Origin of the sequence: Patiriisocius marinus, assembly GCF_008974325.1 — a bacterium.
Classification (GTDB): domain Bacteria; phylum Bacteroidota; class Bacteroidia; order Flavobacteriales; family Flavobacteriaceae; genus Patiriisocius; species Patiriisocius marinus.
In genome coordinates this window covers 56779-72739 of record NZ_BKCG01000011.1, presented here as the reverse complement: position 1 = coordinate 72739, position 15961 = coordinate 56779, and the positions used below count along the sequence as shown (strand labels likewise).

The 15961-nt window shown below is 33.6% G+C and carries 14 protein-coding genes; 7 read left to right on the top strand and 7 right to left on the bottom strand.

All coding sequences use genetic code 11. The annotated features are described in order from the left end of the window. The first annotated feature begins 173 nt into the window (after nt 1-173). A complete protein-coding gene (locus GBH57_RS14990) occupies nt 174-1709 on the top strand; it encodes a hypothetical protein (protein WP_151675316.1) in 1536 nt (511 codons plus the stop codon). A 194-nt stretch (nt 1710-1903) separates the two neighbouring features. Here the strand turns inward: GBH57_RS14990 and GBH57_RS14985 are convergent, their stop codons facing one another. The 4 genes from GBH57_RS14985 to glyA all read right to left on the bottom strand — a co-directional run bounded on the left by GBH57_RS14985 (nt 1904) and on the right by glyA (nt 4874). Beyond that, on the bottom strand, nt 1904-2095 hold the full coding sequence (locus GBH57_RS14985; protein WP_151675315.1) for a cold-shock protein: 192 nt from the start codon (nt 2093-2095) through the stop codon (nt 1904-1906). Nucleotides 2096-2330: 235 nt separating this feature from the next. Then, a complete protein-coding gene (locus GBH57_RS14980; RefSeq protein ID WP_161596107.1) occupies nt 2331-2807 on the bottom strand; it encodes a GNAT family N-acetyltransferase in 477 nt (158 codons plus the stop codon). Nucleotides 2808-2840: 33 nt separating this feature from the next. Next, the gene (locus GBH57_RS14975) at nt 2841-3539 is read right to left on the bottom strand and encodes a DNA alkylation repair protein (RefSeq protein ID WP_151675313.1); all 699 of its coding nucleotides are present in this window, start codon (nt 3537-3539) and stop codon (nt 2841-2843) included. A gap of 63 nt (nt 3540-3602) precedes the next feature. Further along, nucleotides 3603-4874: a serine hydroxymethyltransferase gene (gene glyA, locus GBH57_RS14970; RefSeq protein ID WP_151675312.1), complete on the bottom strand. Its 1272-nt coding sequence runs from the start codon at nt 4872-4874 to the stop codon at nt 3603-3605. A gap of 194 nt (nt 4875-5068) precedes the next feature. Between glyA and fahA the strand changes: the two genes are divergently transcribed. Together fahA and GBH57_RS14960 are read left to right on the top strand one after the other, a co-directional pair. Beyond that, the gene (gene fahA, locus GBH57_RS14965) at nt 5069-6343 is read left to right on the top strand and encodes a fumarylacetoacetase (protein ID WP_151675311.1); all 1275 of its coding nucleotides are present in this window, start codon (nt 5069-5071) and stop codon (nt 6341-6343) included. A gap of 225 nt (nt 6344-6568) precedes the next feature. Then, complete coding sequence (locus tag GBH57_RS14960) at nt 6569-7750, top strand: hypothetical protein (protein WP_151675310.1); 1182 nt, start codon at nt 6569-6571, stop codon at nt 7748-7750. Here the strand turns inward: GBH57_RS14960 and ytxJ are convergent. Beyond that, nucleotides 7747-8142 (bottom strand): bacillithiol system redox-active protein YtxJ, encoded by a 396-nt coding sequence (gene ytxJ / locus GBH57_RS14955; protein ID WP_151675309.1) that lies wholly within the window; start codon nt 8140-8142, stop codon nt 7747-7749. The two genes, GBH57_RS14960 and ytxJ, sit on opposite strands and share 4 nt — an antisense overlap. Nucleotides 8143-8381: 239 nt before the next feature. Between ytxJ and GBH57_RS14950 the strand changes: the two genes are divergently transcribed. From GBH57_RS14950 to GBH57_RS16325, 3 genes are all read left to right on the top strand, one after another. Beyond that, nucleotides 8382-11099 (top strand): T9SS type A sorting domain-containing protein, encoded by a 2718-nt coding sequence (locus GBH57_RS14950; RefSeq protein WP_151675308.1) that lies wholly within the window; start codon nt 8382-8384, stop codon nt 11097-11099. 202 nt (nt 11100-11301) lie between these two features. Beyond that, nucleotides 11302-13908 (top strand): ATP-dependent chaperone ClpB, encoded by a 2607-nt coding sequence (gene clpB / locus GBH57_RS14945; RefSeq protein ID WP_151675307.1) that lies wholly within the window; start codon nt 11302-11304, stop codon nt 13906-13908. Between the two features lie 213 nt (nt 13909-14121). Then, a complete protein-coding gene (locus GBH57_RS16325) occupies nt 14122-14253 on the top strand; it encodes a hypothetical protein (RefSeq protein WP_262714263.1) in 132 nt (43 codons plus the stop codon). A gap of 74 nt (nt 14254-14327) precedes the next feature. On the opposite strand, the gene GBH57_RS14940 is transcribed toward GBH57_RS16325, so the two are convergent. Next, nucleotides 14328-14513 carry a CsbD family protein gene (locus tag GBH57_RS14940; protein ID WP_151675306.1) on the bottom strand — a complete coding sequence of 62 codons (186 nt, stop codon included), beginning with the start codon at nt 14511-14513 and terminating at the stop codon, nt 14328-14330. A 144-nt stretch (nt 14514-14657) separates the two neighbouring features. On the opposite strand from GBH57_RS14940, the gene GBH57_RS14935 reads away from it, so the two are divergent. After that, entirely contained in the window at nt 14658-15179 is a 522-nt protein-coding gene (locus GBH57_RS14935; RefSeq protein WP_151675305.1) for a phosphoglycerate mutase family protein, read from the top strand. Here the strand turns inward: GBH57_RS14935 and GBH57_RS14930 are convergent. Then, entirely contained in the window at nt 15176-15934 is a 759-nt protein-coding gene (locus tag GBH57_RS14930; protein WP_151675304.1) for a DUF6503 family protein, read from the bottom strand. The genes GBH57_RS14935 and GBH57_RS14930 overlap by 4 nt on opposite strands. Nucleotides 15935-15961 lie beyond the last annotated feature (27 nt).

Genomic DNA, 15961 nt, shown 5'->3' with positions numbered 1-15961 from the left:
CATTTAAAACACTGCAAATCAACACTTTTCACAGACAAACCTTTTAGTCAATTGGCTGTTAGTAGCTTATAACAATTAAATGAAATTGGAGAATTTAAATAGAATATAAAACTTCATTGTTCAACAATATTTAGACAAATAAAAAGTTATATTTTTACCTAAAATTTTCTTAGATGAAATACCTATACGGACTATTCCTTTTTGGATCAATTATTATGTGGAGTTCTTGTCGCAATGACTTCGAAACTGTCGCAAGTACAGGAAATCTAGAATTCTCTAGAGATACTGTATTTTTAGACACGGTATTTACTAATATTGGGTCCTCTACTTATAACCTTAAAGTATATAATCGAAGTGATGAAGACCTAACAATCCCTAACGTACGTTTAGGGAAAGGTGAAACTTCTAACTATCGTCTAAATGTAGACGGTATTCCTGGAAGAGTTTTCGAAAACATTAATGTTCTTGCTAATGATAGTATTTTCATTTTTGTAGAAACAACGCTAGATATAGATAATCTTGGTAATGATTTAGAATTTTTATACACTGATCAAATTCAATTTGATACAGGCGGAAATCAACAAAATATTGAATTAATCACTCTAGTACAAGATGCCGTTTTTCTATTCCCAGAAGATTTAGGGAACGATATGTTTGAAACCCTCACATTAGGCTCTGGTGAAGACGCAGTTGACATTTCTGGATTTTTTCTAGACGATGATGAACTTACCTTTACTAATGAAAAACCATACGTTATATATGGCTTTGCAGCTGTACCTCCTGGCAAAGAACTAAACATTAATGCAGGAGCTCGCGTACACTTCCATAACCAAAGTGGACTTCTTGTAGCTAATACAGGAAGTATCAAAGTAAATGGAGCACCAAGTACAGACCCAATAGCATTAGAAAACGAAGTTATTTTTGAAGGTGACCGTCTTGAACCTGAATTTGCTGACACACCAGGACAATGGGGCTTTATTTGGTGTACAGCCGGAAGCACAGATAACGAATTTAATTATACAACCATTAAAAATGCATCCGTTGGTATTTTAATGGATAGTAATGATGGAGACAGAACTTTAACAGTTCGTAATACTCAAATTTACAACTCAGCTAATATAGGTTTGCTAGCCCGTACAGGTAATGTGTATGGAGAAAACATTGTAATTAATAACAGTGGTCAGTCAAGCCTTGCAATCCAACTAGGAGGAACTTACGAGTTTAACCATTGTACATTTGCTAACTATTGGACAAATAGTTTTAGATCATTTTCAAGTGTTAGTATTGATAACGCATTTGACATAGGAGGAGGAGAATTTCTAACCGAGCCACTATTAGGCGCTAACTTTAACAATTGCATTATTTACGGAAATGAAAACATAGAGCTAAGCCTATTCTCAGCACCAAATACTGCGTTCAACTATAATTTTAGCAATAGCCTTATTCGCTTTAATGACACAAACAACAACTTTAGTGATAACCCATTATACGACTTCGGAAATACTAATTTGTTCACTAATGTTATTTTAAATCAAGAACCTGCTTTCTTTGACACAAATAATAATGACTTTAATATCGAAATGAATGTTTCGGGAGCTGAGAATATTGGAGATGCTTCAATTAACGTCCCAATAGATTTAAACGGAATAAATAGAGCTACACCTCCAGATGCTGGAGCTTATGAAAGTGTTATGTTTCCTGAGGGTTAAATCTCCTAATAGACTATGCATTTAAATATTCAACATCAACTCAAAATTTAGCTATTAGCCTAACCATTAATTATCTATCACTATTATAAGTGAGTACTTTAAGAAGAAAATAAATACTCTTCATATTCAAAATTAAACATAAAAAAAGCCCATTCTTGCGAATGGGCTTTTACAATAATAAGTCTAAGTATATATTATAGTACTCTTACGTTTACTGCGTTTAGTCCTTTGTTTCCTTCTTTAAGATCGAATTCAACATCATCACCTTCGCGAATCTCGTCGATTAAACCTGTTACGTGTACAAAGTGGTCTTTTTCTACTCCTTCTTCAGTGATAAATCCGAAACCTTTAGTGTCGTTGAAGAATTTTACTGTTCCTTTATTCATTTTAAAGTAATTAAATATTATTAAAGTGCAAATGTAGGGATACTAATCATTAAATAACAATAAATACAACTAATTAAAAAAAAGCAACCAAACTACATTTAAATAACTGTAAATCAAATGATTAAGCGGCAAAAGAATAACTAATAAACTTTTCTAAACTGTTAAAATTTTGAAAGGTCATCAAGAGAATTCACTAATACACGTCTGTTTTTATCAATTTGACAATATTTAACCATTACAATTTACATTTATAACAAAGTAATAATTCATTTGTTGTTGCATCTATATAAGTACCTGACTTTTTAAAGCCTAATTTTTCTAATAATTTAATTGAAGCTATGTTTGATTTGAGAGTTATTGCTGATATTTCACTATACTTAAGTTCAACTTTAGCATAATTAAGTAATGCAATTGAAGCTTCATAAGTATATCCTTTCTTATAAAATGCTGGCAAAATAGCAAAACCTAAATCTGGCATTGACAAACTTTCACGCTTGTACAAACCTATAGTACCTACGAAATCACCCAGCTTACTTTGAATCACATAAGGACCTAGTGATGATGTTTTATAAAAAGGCAGATATTTTTCAATGATATAATTTTTCGCATCTTCAATACTATTAATATTTCGGTTTCCTATATACGTTAACCACCCCTCTGAATTCATTAACTCTAAAATATGAAAAGCGTCATCAGTTGTTACCTGACGCATTACGATCCTTTTGGTTTTTAATAATTCCATACATTAGAGTCTATAGATTGACCGTGGATAATCAAGTGGTTTTAGTTTTTCACTTTGCAATTCATTTAGTGCATCCTTTGCAATCCATTTTGCAGCAGCGTGATCTATTTCTGAAATTTTAATAGCCGTAGCAATAGCACTTTTTCTAAGATCTGAATTTCTTTTCCCTATACTTCTCAAAGCCCAATTAACTGCTTTCTTTACATATATCCTGTCATCAGTTGCCGCCTTGATAATTAATGAATAAAATGATTCGTAGATTTCATTAGCTGCTTTTTTATCTGCCATTGTATAACTTGCTAATGTTGCAAATGCAGCACGTATTTCAAATTCACGTTCTCTTCTAGACCACTCCACTATTTTAGATTGCGCAAAGGATGTTTTAGAAAACAGCCCCATCGAAAAACTATCACAAATTTCCCAGTTTTCAAAAGTAGGAAGCCACTGCTCCATTAATGCTGGAGTTACATCTTTAGGTTTTAATATTTTACTACATAGAATTTGGGCATCATACAAACCAGTATCAAATAACGCTAAGGCGAGTGGTTTATCATTCCCTATTTCTTTTGCTAATAAATTTAAATCTTTCATATAGATCCCCAAAGCATTTGTAGTTACAATATTGTACTTAGCTTTTTTAAAAGCAACTTTTTCAGGATTTGCTAATCTATGCAGTTGTTCTATTACTTGGGATACTTTCATAATTAGTTACATCAAAAAAGCCTCTTACAAAGAAGAGGCTTTAATTAGAATGTAATGTGCTTATTACATTTTAAATAAAGGCACACCTTGCATCATTGCATTTACTTCGTGTCCTATTTTTTCTAAAGCAGCATCATCTTCAAAGTTCGCAATTACTCTATCAATTAAATCTACAATCGCTTGCATTTGATCTTCTTTAAGTCCTCTTGTAGTTATCGCAGCAGTACCTATTCTAATTCCGCTAGTTACAAATGGGGATTTATCATCAAATGGCACCATGTTTTTATTTACAGTTATTTCGGCTTTGCCTAAAGCTTCTTCGGCTTGTTTCCCTGTAATATTTTTATTTCTTAGATCTATAAGCATCATGTGGTTATCAGTTCCACCACTAATTATTTTATAATCTTTATCTACAAAAGCCTGCGCCATTACTGAAGCATTCTTTTTTACTTGAATCATATAATGTAAAAACTCATCTGTTAATGCCTCACCAAAAGCAATCGCTTTAGCCGCAATAATATGCTCTAAAGGCCCACCTTGATTTCCTGGGAAAATTCCACTATCAAGTAATGAAGACATCATTCTTTTTTTACCACTCTTTAATGTAATTCCAAATGGGTTTTCAAAATCTTTCCCCATCATTATCATACCTCCTCGAGGTCCTCTTAATGTTTTGTGTGTTGTAGTTGTTACTACATGACAATGTGGAATAGGATCACCTATAATACCTTTTGCAATTAATCCTGCAGGGTGAGCAATATCTGCCATTAGCAATGCCCCTACTTTATCTGCAATTTCTCTAAAACGTTTGTAATCTATTTCGCGAGAATAAGCTGATGCTCCTGCGATAATCATTTTAGGTTGCTCTTTAATTGCAATAGCTTCTATTTTATCATAGTCTAGCATTCCTGTTTCTTCTTCTACTCCGTAAAAAACAGGCGTATATAATTTTCCAGAAAAATTAACAGGACTACCGTGTGTTAAGTGACCACCGTGAGATAGATCAAAACCTAGAAATTTATCTCCAGGATTTAGACACGCAGCAAATACTGCAGTATTAGCCTGCGAACCTGAGTGTGGTTGCACGTTAGCGTATTCTGCACCAAATAAAGCTTTAGCACGATCAATAGCAATTTGCTCTACCTCATCTACAATCTCGCATCCACCGTAATATCTTTTTCCAGGATACCCTTCAGCGTATTTATTAGTTAAAACAGAACCAGCAGCGTCCATAACTTGCTGGCTTACAAAATTTTCGGAAGCGATTAGTTCAAGACCGTTTAATTGTCTTTGGTGCTCTGCTTCAATTAATTCAAATATTTGGTTATCTCTCATAGTCTTTGATAATCAGTTCTAGATATTGTTCCGTTATAATATTTAATTGAGAATACATATGAGCTTTATTCCTTTTAGATATAAAGATCAATGTTACTCTTTTGTTAAACTCATTCAAAAATAGCAAAACCAATTGTTACCTATCATGAAAATTCTATATTTGATGTATATTTTACTAACAGAAAATAAACACTATGCCCTTAACAGCAAATAACCCAAATCGTCAAACTTGGATTGATGTCCCTGAGAATAGCGATTTCCCTATACAAAACATCCCTTTTGGAGTGTTTCTTACTAAAAATGATATCATTACAATTGGTACTCGAATTGGAGATACTGCAATTGACCTAGGTGCATTACACCAATTAGGTTATTTTAAAGGTATAGATTTAACCGATGATATTTTTCTTCAGGATACTTTAAATGATTTTATTGCTGATGGCCGTAAAACTTGGAGACTTGTTAGAAATAGAGTTAGCGATATCTTTTTAAAAGGAAATCACGAATTACAAACAAACAGGGCGCACGCAAGTAAAGTACTTTTCGATATAAAGGATGTTGAAATGCAACTTCCTGTAGATGTAGGTGATTATACAGATTTTTACGCAAGTAAAGAACACGCAACTAATGTAGGGTCACTATTTAGAGACCCTGAAAATGCATTATTACCTAACTGGCTACACATCCCTATTGGTTACCACGGCCGTAGCTCATCAATTATTCCTTCGGGAACACCTATTCGTCGCCCTATGGGACAAATGAAACCTGGTGAAGATGGAATCCCTAATTTTGGGCCATCTAAATTATTAGATTTCGAATTAGAAATGGCATTTATCACAACCGACGCAAACCATCTTGGATCAAGAGTAGAAATGGCTGAAGCTGAAGATCATATTTTTGGACTTGTTCAATTTAATGACTGGAGTGCTCGCGATATTCAAGCTTGGGAATATGTTCCTCTAGGACCGTTTTTAGGTAAAAGTTTTGCTTCTACAATTTCACCTTGGATTGTAACTCTAGACGCATTAGAACCTTTTAGAACTGAAGGACCTGTTCAGGACCCTACTCCACTTCCATATTTAAAACAAGAAGGTAAGATGAATTTTGATATTAAATTACAAGCAGCAATCAAGCCACAGAATGGTGAAGCTACTGTTGTTTGCGAATCTAATTTCAAATATATGTACTGGTCAATGGCACAACAATTAACGCACCACACACTTAATGGGTGTAATGTTCGCAGTGGAGATATGATGGGAAGTGGTACTATTTCTGGACCAACAAAAGACAGTTATGGCTCTATGTTAGAACTTACTTGGAGAGGACAAAACCCTATAAAGTTAAGTGACGGAACTGAACGTAAATTCATCAACGATGGCGACACAGTAATTATGCGCGCTTATTGCGAAAAAGATGGTTTACGCATTGGTTTTGGGGATTGTGACGGTGAAGTTTTACCAGCAAAGTAGTCTACACTTTAAATAGCGTCATACAGTATCTAAAGCCGAAATTTTAATTCATTAAAGTTTCGGCTTTACACTTTTAAGTAAACCTAACTATTAGAACTAAAAACAACTACAACCAATAGTTTTAATCAACACCAATTCAGTACTATATTTTTTTTAAAAAATTGTAATCCAAACTAACTTGGCATATTGCTTGAAGTATACTCCATGAATCAATACTTAAACACCATGAAAAAACTACTACTTATATTTTGTGTAGCTATACTATTGAGTGGATGTAATAGCACAAAAAGAAACGAGCGATTATTATCGCAAGGAAACTACGAACAAGCAATTGATTTAGCAGTTAAAAAACTTCAGCGCGATAAAACTTCGGGTAAAAATGATGATCGTATTCTCATTTTAGAAGACGCCTTCAACAAAGCTAAAGGAGAAGATTTAAGACGAATTAACGCACTTCAAAACCAAGGGAACTCCAATAGTGCAAAAGAGCTATTCTATACCTACCAAAATATGGAATATATACAACGTCAAATTAGACCATTGCTTCCACTTCGTATAAATTCAGAAGGAAGAAACGCACAATTCAATTTAAAGGATTATAGTTCTGAAATTGCAAAAGCAAAGAAAGACCTAATAGTATACCTATATAATGAGGCAAATATCTACATGCAAAGGCAGACAATTAAAGATTACAGAACTGCATATAATGTATATTGTGAAATTGATGAATTACAATTTAATTACAAAAATGTTTCCCAATTAAAAGAAGACGCTAGATATTATGGTACTAATTACGTATTTGTTAATTTAAACAATCGAAGCGGCCAATTAATACCACAAAGATTAGAGCGCGAATTACTTGACTTTAACACATATGGTTTAGATGAATTCTGGACTCAATACCACGCTAATAGAGACACCGGTATAGAATATAACTACGGAATAAGTTTAAACTTTCAAGAAATTGCGATTTCTCCAGAGCGCATAAATGACCAAACAGAAAGAAGATCAAAACGTATTAAGGATGGATGGGAATATGTACTTGACCGTAACGGAAATGTGAAAAAAGATAGTTTAGGAAATGATATAAAAATTGACAAATACATTACTATAAATGCATCTGTCACTTATACAGAACAAACAAAATCTGCTTTTGTAGGAGGTCAAGTTGTTTATCGCGACTTAATTTCAAGACGTGATTTAAATAATTACCCATTATCAACTGAATTCATTTTCGAAAATACTTTTGCTAGATTTCGAGGAGATGAAAGAGCTTTAACTCCAGAAGATAGAAAATTTATTAGAAATAGTTTTATTCCATTCCCTCCAAATGAACAAATGGTTTATGATGCTGGAGAGAATATTAAAATTAGATTTAAAGAAATTTTAAACAACAATTCAATTTAAATGAATTGTTGTAATTCTTCTGCTCTAATATTATGATGCGAAGCACTTGCAACTGCAACACCATTTTTAATAACAATAAGCTGTGGACTTTGATGAATCACTTGGAACTTAAACCCAACTTCATCACTAATATTTCTGAAATTTAGTAAATCCAAATAATACAATTTAAGTTCATTATCAGTTAAGCTATATGAATTTTCAAATTGTTTTAGCACCATTCTACTTATTCCACAACGAGTAGAGTGCTTAAATATAGCAACAGGCTTCGCATTTGACATTTCGGCTATCTCTTCTAATTGTTCCATTCTAGAGAGAACATTCCAAGGTGTTTGAACAACATCCTTTTTAACTCCCTCTGATTCCGATTTTTTAAATTTACTAAAAAGCCCCATATATTTTATTGGTGTTGTTTACTACAAACAAATTAAACAATTTGTAGTCATAAATACTAATTTTAAAGTAAGTCTAATCTATTTAAAGTTCCTTACGCAACTGTTAAAAAAGACTGTCTTTATGAACACTTAAAAGTATTTATTAACTTTTTAACAAAAAATTTAGATAAACTTAAATAAAAAGAAAAATAAGTTGTAGTTTAGTGGTCAATTTAATATTAATTAACTCTATATTCATTATGAAAAAAATTACGACTCTATTAACCATAGCGGCTTTCGCTTGTTTCACCTGGCAGGGATTTAGCCAAGAGACATGCGCAAATGCTGTTACATTAACACCTGGAACAGCTCAAGCTGGAGACTCAACTGGTCAAGCTGGAGATTTTCCAAATGCTGGTGGTGCTCCTGAAAATCCTTGTAATGGATTTTACAATGATGACGAATATTGGTTTGAATACACAGCAGTAGCTGATGGTGAAAAACTACAATTAGACATGACCGATATCAGTAACACTTGGGCTGGACTTTTCGTTTTAGACAATTGTCCTGATAGTACACCTGCTTGTGTAGGAAGTGCTACAAATACTGGTTCGACTGCTGATTTGTCTTTTGAAACTGGCGCATTAACCGCAGGAACTTCATACAAGATTGTAATCGCTAATTGGGGAACACCAAACAACACTGCGTTTACATTAAACGCTACAGTAATTGCTCCTCCAGCCTGTCCAGATATTTTGAACATAACATCTGCGAACAATCCAGATGGATCTGTTAACTTAGATTGGGATGACGCAGCTGGTGCTGCTGGTTATAACTATGAAGTTCAACCACAAGGTACTGCTCAAGGTACTGCTGGAGCTTTAGTAATGGATACTTCTGCTACTTCTGATGCTGTAGTAGCAACTGGAGTTTTAACTGATGGTTCTGACTATACACTATATGTGCAAAGTGATTGTGGAGCAGGTGCTTTAGGAAATTTCCAAAGTCTTGACTTTACATTTACTATTCCTCCAGCAAATGATACTTGTGATGGCGCTATCGACTTGGACGATTTAACTAGTCCAGTTAGTGGAACTACAGTTGGTGCAGGAAATAATTACGTTGTTGATTGTTTAACTAACGTAAACGCACCTGATGTTTTATACTCTATCACTGTACCTAATGGATATCTTTTTGATTTCGTACAAACAGTTAACAATTACGATTCTAAAGTAAGAATCGCTTACGGAGGTTCTTGTCCTGGAGATACAGCAATTGTATGTTTTGACGATCCTGATACAGGAGCTCAACAATGGACTAATGACACTGGTGCTGAACAAGAAGTATATATTGTAATTTCTGCATTTAGTACTGGTTCTGGAACATTTACTTTCGACTACTTACTAACTCCACCAGCGCCAACACCAGGAGGTGATGATTGTGCAAGTGCAGTTGCAGTTACAGAAGGAACTTATTTCCAAACACAAATTAACGATGCTACTGCTGGAACAAACAATGGAGACTCTGCTTGGTTCGCTTACACTGCATCTGAAGATGGTACAGTAAACGTAAACTCTTGTTTAGGTGGAGCTGACACTAGACTTTTCATTCTTGATGATTGTGCTGGTGTTGCTATTGCTGATAATGATGATTCTTGTGCTTTCGCACCAGACGGAACTGGAAGTACATTTGCTTCTGAAGTTGCAGAATTAGATGTAACTAGTGGAACTACCTATTATATCCAATGGGATGATAGATGGTCAGTTGATCCTTTTGACTGGTCAATTACTTTTACACCAGCACCAACTTGTCCTGAAGTAACAAATGTTGTTGTAACACCATCATTAAATGATGCAGCTATTTCTTGGGATGAAGTAACTGAAGCTACAATTGGATATGTTGTTAGTGTATTTACTACAGGTGCTGACCCAATGGTTGACACTCCTGTTTATACTGAAAACGTAGCTACTGGTACTTTAATGACAACCGCTACTGGATTAATGGATACTACAACATATGATGCTTATGTTTATGCAGATTGTGATGCACAAGGTATTTCACTTGCTAGCCCAGTAAGTTTTTCAACACCACCACCACCACCAGTTTGTGGAGGTAAATTTTACGATACAGGAGGACCTGATGGTGACTTTATGAACAGTGAAGACTATCAAGTAATTATTTCTCCAGATGTTGTAGGAGACGTTGTAACTGCTTCTTTCGTATTTGTAGACAATGCGGGTGGAGGATTTGATATGCTAACTGTTGATATTGGAGATGGTAACTTTGTACTTGTACCAGATGTTGACTTAGGAGACCCAGCTGTTGATTTTACATCTATTGCTGCTGATGGATCACTTGTATTCAACTTCGTTTCTTCTGCTGTTGTACCTAATGCAGGATGGGACGCAGATATTACTTGTGCTGCTCCAGTTGCTACTTGTGATGCTCCAGTTAACTTAGCTGTTTCAAATGTAACAACTGATTCTGCTGATTTCACTTGGGATGTTGTTGCTGATGCAACTAACGGTTATACTTTAACAGTATTTAATGCTGGTGATGATCCTGCTACTGCTACTGCAGTTGCTACAGAAACATCAGCTACTAACTCAGTAACTGTTACTGGATTAACACAAAACACAGACTATGATGCTTATGTAGTATCTAACTGTGATACTTTAGATTCTGAACTTTCTACTCCAGCAGTAACATTCACAACTGAAATGTTAGTTGGATTTGATGATAACAACCTTTTAAATGTTGCTATCTTCCCTAACCCTACTAATGGGACTGTTACTTTAACTGCAGTTGAAGCTGTACAAAGTGTATCAGTTTATTCTGTATTAGGACAAGAAGTATTAAGCTCAACTCCTAATAGCACCTCTTTTGAAATTAACCTTTCAAATGTTGCTAATGGAACATATTTCGTAAAAGCAACATCTAATGGTGCTACTAGCGTAATTAAAGTTATCAAGAAGTAATTTCTAAATTAACTTTTAGTAATATTAAGAGCCTTTCGTGATGAAAGGCTCTTTTTTTATGCGCCATTTTGTCTTGCAAAACAACAAAAAAAGCAGCCATTTTGTCTCAAAATCGAATTGGCTCAAAAGTTGACTCTATCATCTAAAATTAATAACACCGAAATTTTAAAACCTTTAGAATTTCAGCTAAAATATATAAAAGATGAATTTTAATAAACTTACCATAAAAAGTCAAGAAGCTTTACAGCAAGCACAGCAGTTGACTGAAACATTAGGAAATCAACAAATTGAAATTAGCCATTTACTAAAAGGAATCCTTTCAGTAGATGAAAATGTGACTCCTTTTTTATTGAAGAAACTTCAAGTAAATATGTCGTTACTAGAACAAATTATTGATAAAGAACTAGAGCGATTACCAAAAGTTACTGGTGGAGAAACTACAATGGGTAGAGCCACAAATAAAGTATTGCAGGAAGCAAGCGCTACTGCTTTAAAAATGAATGACGAATATGTTTCTATAGAACATTTATTACTCGCAATAGTTAAAGATAAAAGCGCAATATCACAAGCATTAAAAGACCAAGGTGTAACAGAAAAAGGACTTCTAGCTGCAATTGAAGAACTTAGAAAAGGAGATAGAGTTACATCACAAAGTGCAGAAGAAACGTATAACTCACTTAATAAATATGCTAAAAATTTAAACCAACTTGCTAGAGAAGGTAAACTTGATCCAGTAATTGGACGAGATGAAGAGATTAGACGTATTCTACAAATACTGACTAGACGTACAAAAAATAACCCAATGCTTGTAGGAGAACCTGGAACAGGTAAAACTGCTATTGCTGAAGGTTTAGCACATAGAATTGTAGATGGAGATGTGCCTGAAAACTTAAAATCTAAAGAGATATATTCTTTAGATATGGGAGCTTTAATTGCAGGGGCAAAATATAAAGGTGAATTTGAAGAACGCTTAAAAGCAGTTATTAAAGAAGTAACTTCTAGTGACGGTGATATTGTACTCTTTATTGACGAAATACATACGTTAGTTGGCGCTGGTGGAGGTCAAGGAGCTATGGACGCTGCTAATATTTTAAAACCTGCATTAGCTAGAGGTGAACTTAGAGCTATTGGAGCAACAACCCTAGATGAATATCAAAAATATTTTGAAAAAGACAAAGCGTTAGAGCGTCGTTTCCAAAAAGTATTTGTTGATGAACCTGATACAGAAAGTGCTATTTCTATTCTTAGAGGTATTAAAGAAAAGTATGAGACTCACCACAAAGTTCGTATTAAAGACGATGCTATAATTGCTGCAGTAGAATTATCACAGCGCTATATCACTAACCGTTTTCTTCCAGATAAAGCTATTGACTTAATGGATGAAGCAGCGAGTAAAATGCGAATGGAAATCAATAGCAAGCCAGAAGAACTTGATGTATTAGACAGAAAAGTGATGCAACTTGAAATTGAAATCGAAGCAATTAAACGTGAAAAAGATGAAACAAAACTTAAAAGTCTTGTTGCAGATTTAGCAAATTTAAAAGAAGAGCGAAACGAATTAAATGCTAAATGGAAGAGTGAAAAGGAAATAGTTGAGAAAATCCAAAGCTTAAAAACAGATATTGAAAATTTTAAAACAGAAGCAGAAAGAGCTGAACGTGATGGAGATTTTGGTAAAGTTGCCGAAATACGCTATGGAAAAATTAAAGAAACGCAGGAACAATTAACCAAACTAGAAAACGAGTTTGCTGAAAATAAAGATGGCGATTCATTAATTAAAGAAGAAGTAACTTCAGAAGATATAGCGGAAGTAGTCGCTAAATGGACTGGAATACCTGTAACTAAAATGCTACAAAGTGATCGAGAAAAATTACTAAAATTGGAAGATGAACTCCACAAAAGAGTAGTTGGACAAAACGAAGCAATTATTGCTGTAAGTGACGCTATTAGACGCAGTAGAGCTGGATTACAAGATCAAAAAAAACCAATAGGAAGCTTTTTATTCCTAGGAACAACAGGTGTAGGTAAAACGGAACTGGCGAAAGCCTTAGCCGAATATCTTTTCGATGATGACTCAGCTATGACAAGGATTGATATGAGTGAATATCAGGAAAGACATAGTGTTAGTAGACTTGTAGGAGCACCTCCTGGATATGTAGGTTATGATGAAGGAGGTCAACTAACCGAAGCCGTTAGACGCAAACCTTACTCAGTTGTATTATTAGATGAAATTGAAAAAGCACATCCAGATACTTTCAACATATTATTGCAAGTCCTTGATGAGGGTAGATTAACAGACAACAAAGGACGTGTAGCAGATTTCAAAAACACCATAATTATAATGACCAGTAATATGGGAAGTGATATTATTCAGCAGAAATTTGAAAGCGTTAAAGATCCAGAAACAGCAATGGAAACAGCGAAAGTTGAAGTACTAGGATTACTTAAACAAACTGTTAGACCTGAATTCTTAAATCGTATTGACGATATTATTTTATTCACTCCTTTAGATATGGAAAATATCAAAAAGATTGTAGGACTACAGTTAAAAGGACTATCTAAAATGTTGAATATGCAAGGAATAACATTAGATGCTACTAATGAAGCAATTGATTATTTAGCTAAACGTGGCTTTGATCCTCAATATGGAGCAAGACCTGTAAAACGAGTTATTCAGAAAGAAGTCTTGAATGAATTATCTAAACAAATATTAGCTGGAAAAGTAACAACTGACAGTATTATATTACTAGATAGTTTTGACAACGAATTAGTATTCAGAAATCAAAACGACGAAGTGTTGGTAGACTAACTATTAATAGTTTTTATATTCTAAAACACCCTTAAGATTCAGAATCTAAAGGGTGTTTTTTATTATTTTATAATTGAACTGGACAAAAAAATAAAAATTAGAAACTCAATAACTGACGACCCTAAAGTAATTTCAATAAAAAAAAATAACATTAAGTGTAACAAAATCAATAGGTTGAGCGTCATATAAGTATATAACCAAAAACCAATCATTATGAAAACTCAATCAAATTCTTCGAACATTAATAAAATACCTCAACGAAATACAGCACTTGCTATTTACATGCTTTCAATAACATTTATTGTAGCTTCATATAGTATTTACGCAACTCAAGTATATCTTTAAATTAAAAAGTTTTAAATTAAAAACCCGCACTATTTAAATAGTACGGGTTTTTAATTTATTCTAAAATTTAGAAATTACCAACTAGCAATTTCTTTTTTAATAGCTTCTTTAGCTTTTCCTGTCGATTCTTGAATTTGCCCAATGAGCTTATCCATTGTTCCTTCGCTATAAGTACTATCGTCATCAACTGCAATACCATATTGTTGTTTAGCATTTCCTTTAATCTTATTCCATTTTCCTTCCATCTCTGTCGTATTCATAATAGTATGTTTTAAAGTTATACCCCAAAGATAAATTTTGGTATCATCAATTATTTTTAAGGAAATACTAAACTTGCCATAAATTATGTTATAATATGCGCTAATTCCTCTAAATATGTTAATTTTCATTAAAATTTAAACAACATGAGAAAGTTTATCCTGCTATTAATTGTCGCAATAGTATTTTTTTCCTGCGGAAACAGCACTCAAAAATCTAATAGTCAAAGTGATAATGACGCACCTACAACAACAACATTCTATTTAGTTCGTCACGCTGAAAAGGATTTAACCGTGAAAAATGATCCTGTTTTAACCCCTCAAGGAGAAGAACGTGCTAAAAAACTTGCAACTTATTTTAAAAATATTGACGCAGTATATTCCACACCATACATTAGAACTCAAGAAACAGCAAAACCTACCGCTTTAGCAAATAATTTAGATATTCAAACTTATCAACCTAACAAATTATTTAACAAAGCACTTTTAAAAAAACACAAAGGTCAGCAGGTACTTATTGTTGGGCATAGTAATACTATACCACAATTAGTTAATAAAATAATGGGTGATAAAACGCTAGAAGATATTCCAGATGAAGTTTATAACCGTATTTATAAAGTTGAATTTGTAGACGGAAAAGCTACGTCGAAAATGACAATTTTAGATTAATGAGTTTTAGGAAATAAACTAACGGTTACGTTCTCAGTTTGAATACTAGATAATAGCGTTAAACCTTTGTTTTCAAAAAGCCTTGGCAATGTTTCAATGGCAGACTTTAGAGACATTGGCTTAAAATTTCGGTAATCAACAAATCTAATTCCGTCAACAACACGTGGATTATAAGCTTCTCTAAATCGAATTCCACCACCATTTGTAGCATAACTATAAGCTAAAAAATCAACGGTATAATTAGTTTTATGTATCCAATACATAAATTCGTCATCAAAATCTGTCCCACCACCATCTTCACTAAAAGTAACTTTTATACTATAATAAGGCGCTCCATGAATAGTCACATCATCTAAAAGTTTCTTTTTTACAGCTTTATCATTCAAACCGTATGGTAATTGAGCAAAATAAAACACCGAATTAACACCATCACTAATAGAAGTCACTAAGCTATCTTCGACAGCAACCTCAACCTCATTCATATATCGTTTTAATCCATCATTACTCAACACATCTGTAATAGTCCCTAAAGAGTCTTTAGCAACACGCGTGTATTTATAAGAACCATTTAAACGTACTGCCTGGTAGGCTTTATCTCTAAAATCAAAACTAATCACAGAGCTGTCACAATTACCTCCACAAGCATTTTCTATAGCTAAATCAATTATTTGTTGAGCTGTTCCTGGAGCTTTAGTTTCGGTTTCTCTACAAGCGAAAATGGTAAGTATGAGTACTAATAAAAGTAAATTTTTCATCTGAAATTTTAAAGGTTTTAGTATTTC

Excerpts from the sequence above, each read along its gene's own strand:
- GBH57_RS14990 (WP_151675316.1), top strand. The coding sequence starts at position 174 with ATGAAATACCTATACGGACTATTCCTTTTTGGATCAATTATTATGTGG.
- GBH57_RS14985 (WP_151675315.1), bottom strand. The coding sequence starts at position 2,095 with ATGAATAAAGGAACAGTAAAATTCTTCAACGACACTAAAGGTTTCGGA.
- GBH57_RS14980 (WP_161596107.1), bottom strand. The coding sequence starts at position 2,807 with ATGCGTCAGGTAACAACTGATGACGCTTTTCATATTTTAGAGTTAATG.
- GBH57_RS14975 (WP_151675313.1), bottom strand. The coding sequence starts at position 3,539 with ATGAAAGTATCCCAAGTAATAGAACAACTGCATAGATTAGCAAATCCT.
- glyA (WP_151675312.1), bottom strand. The coding sequence starts at position 4,874 with ATGAGAGATAACCAAATATTTGAATTAATTGAAGCAGAGCACCAAAGA.
- fahA (WP_151675311.1), top strand. The coding sequence starts at position 5,069 with ATGCCCTTAACAGCAAATAACCCAAATCGTCAAACTTGGATTGATGTC.
- GBH57_RS14960 (WP_151675310.1), top strand. The coding sequence starts at position 6,569 with ATGAAAAAACTACTACTTATATTTTGTGTAGCTATACTATTGAGTGGA.
- ytxJ (WP_151675309.1), bottom strand. The coding sequence starts at position 8,142 with ATGGGGCTTTTTAGTAAATTTAAAAAATCGGAATCAGAGGGAGTTAAA.
- GBH57_RS14950 (WP_151675308.1), top strand. The coding sequence starts at position 8,382 with ATGAAAAAAATTACGACTCTATTAACCATAGCGGCTTTCGCTTGTTTC.
- clpB (WP_151675307.1), top strand. The coding sequence starts at position 11,302 with ATGAATTTTAATAAACTTACCATAAAAAGTCAAGAAGCTTTACAGCAA.
- GBH57_RS16325 (WP_262714263.1), top strand. The coding sequence starts at position 14,122 with ATGAAAACTCAATCAAATTCTTCGAACATTAATAAAATACCTCAACGA.
- GBH57_RS14940 (WP_151675306.1), bottom strand. The coding sequence starts at position 14,513 with ATGAATACGACAGAGATGGAAGGAAAATGGAATAAGATTAAAGGAAAT.
- GBH57_RS14935 (WP_151675305.1), top strand. The coding sequence starts at position 14,658 with ATGAGAAAGTTTATCCTGCTATTAATTGTCGCAATAGTATTTTTTTCC.
- GBH57_RS14930 (WP_151675304.1), bottom strand. The coding sequence starts at position 15,934 with ATGAAAAATTTACTTTTATTAGTACTCATACTTACCATTTTCGCTTGT.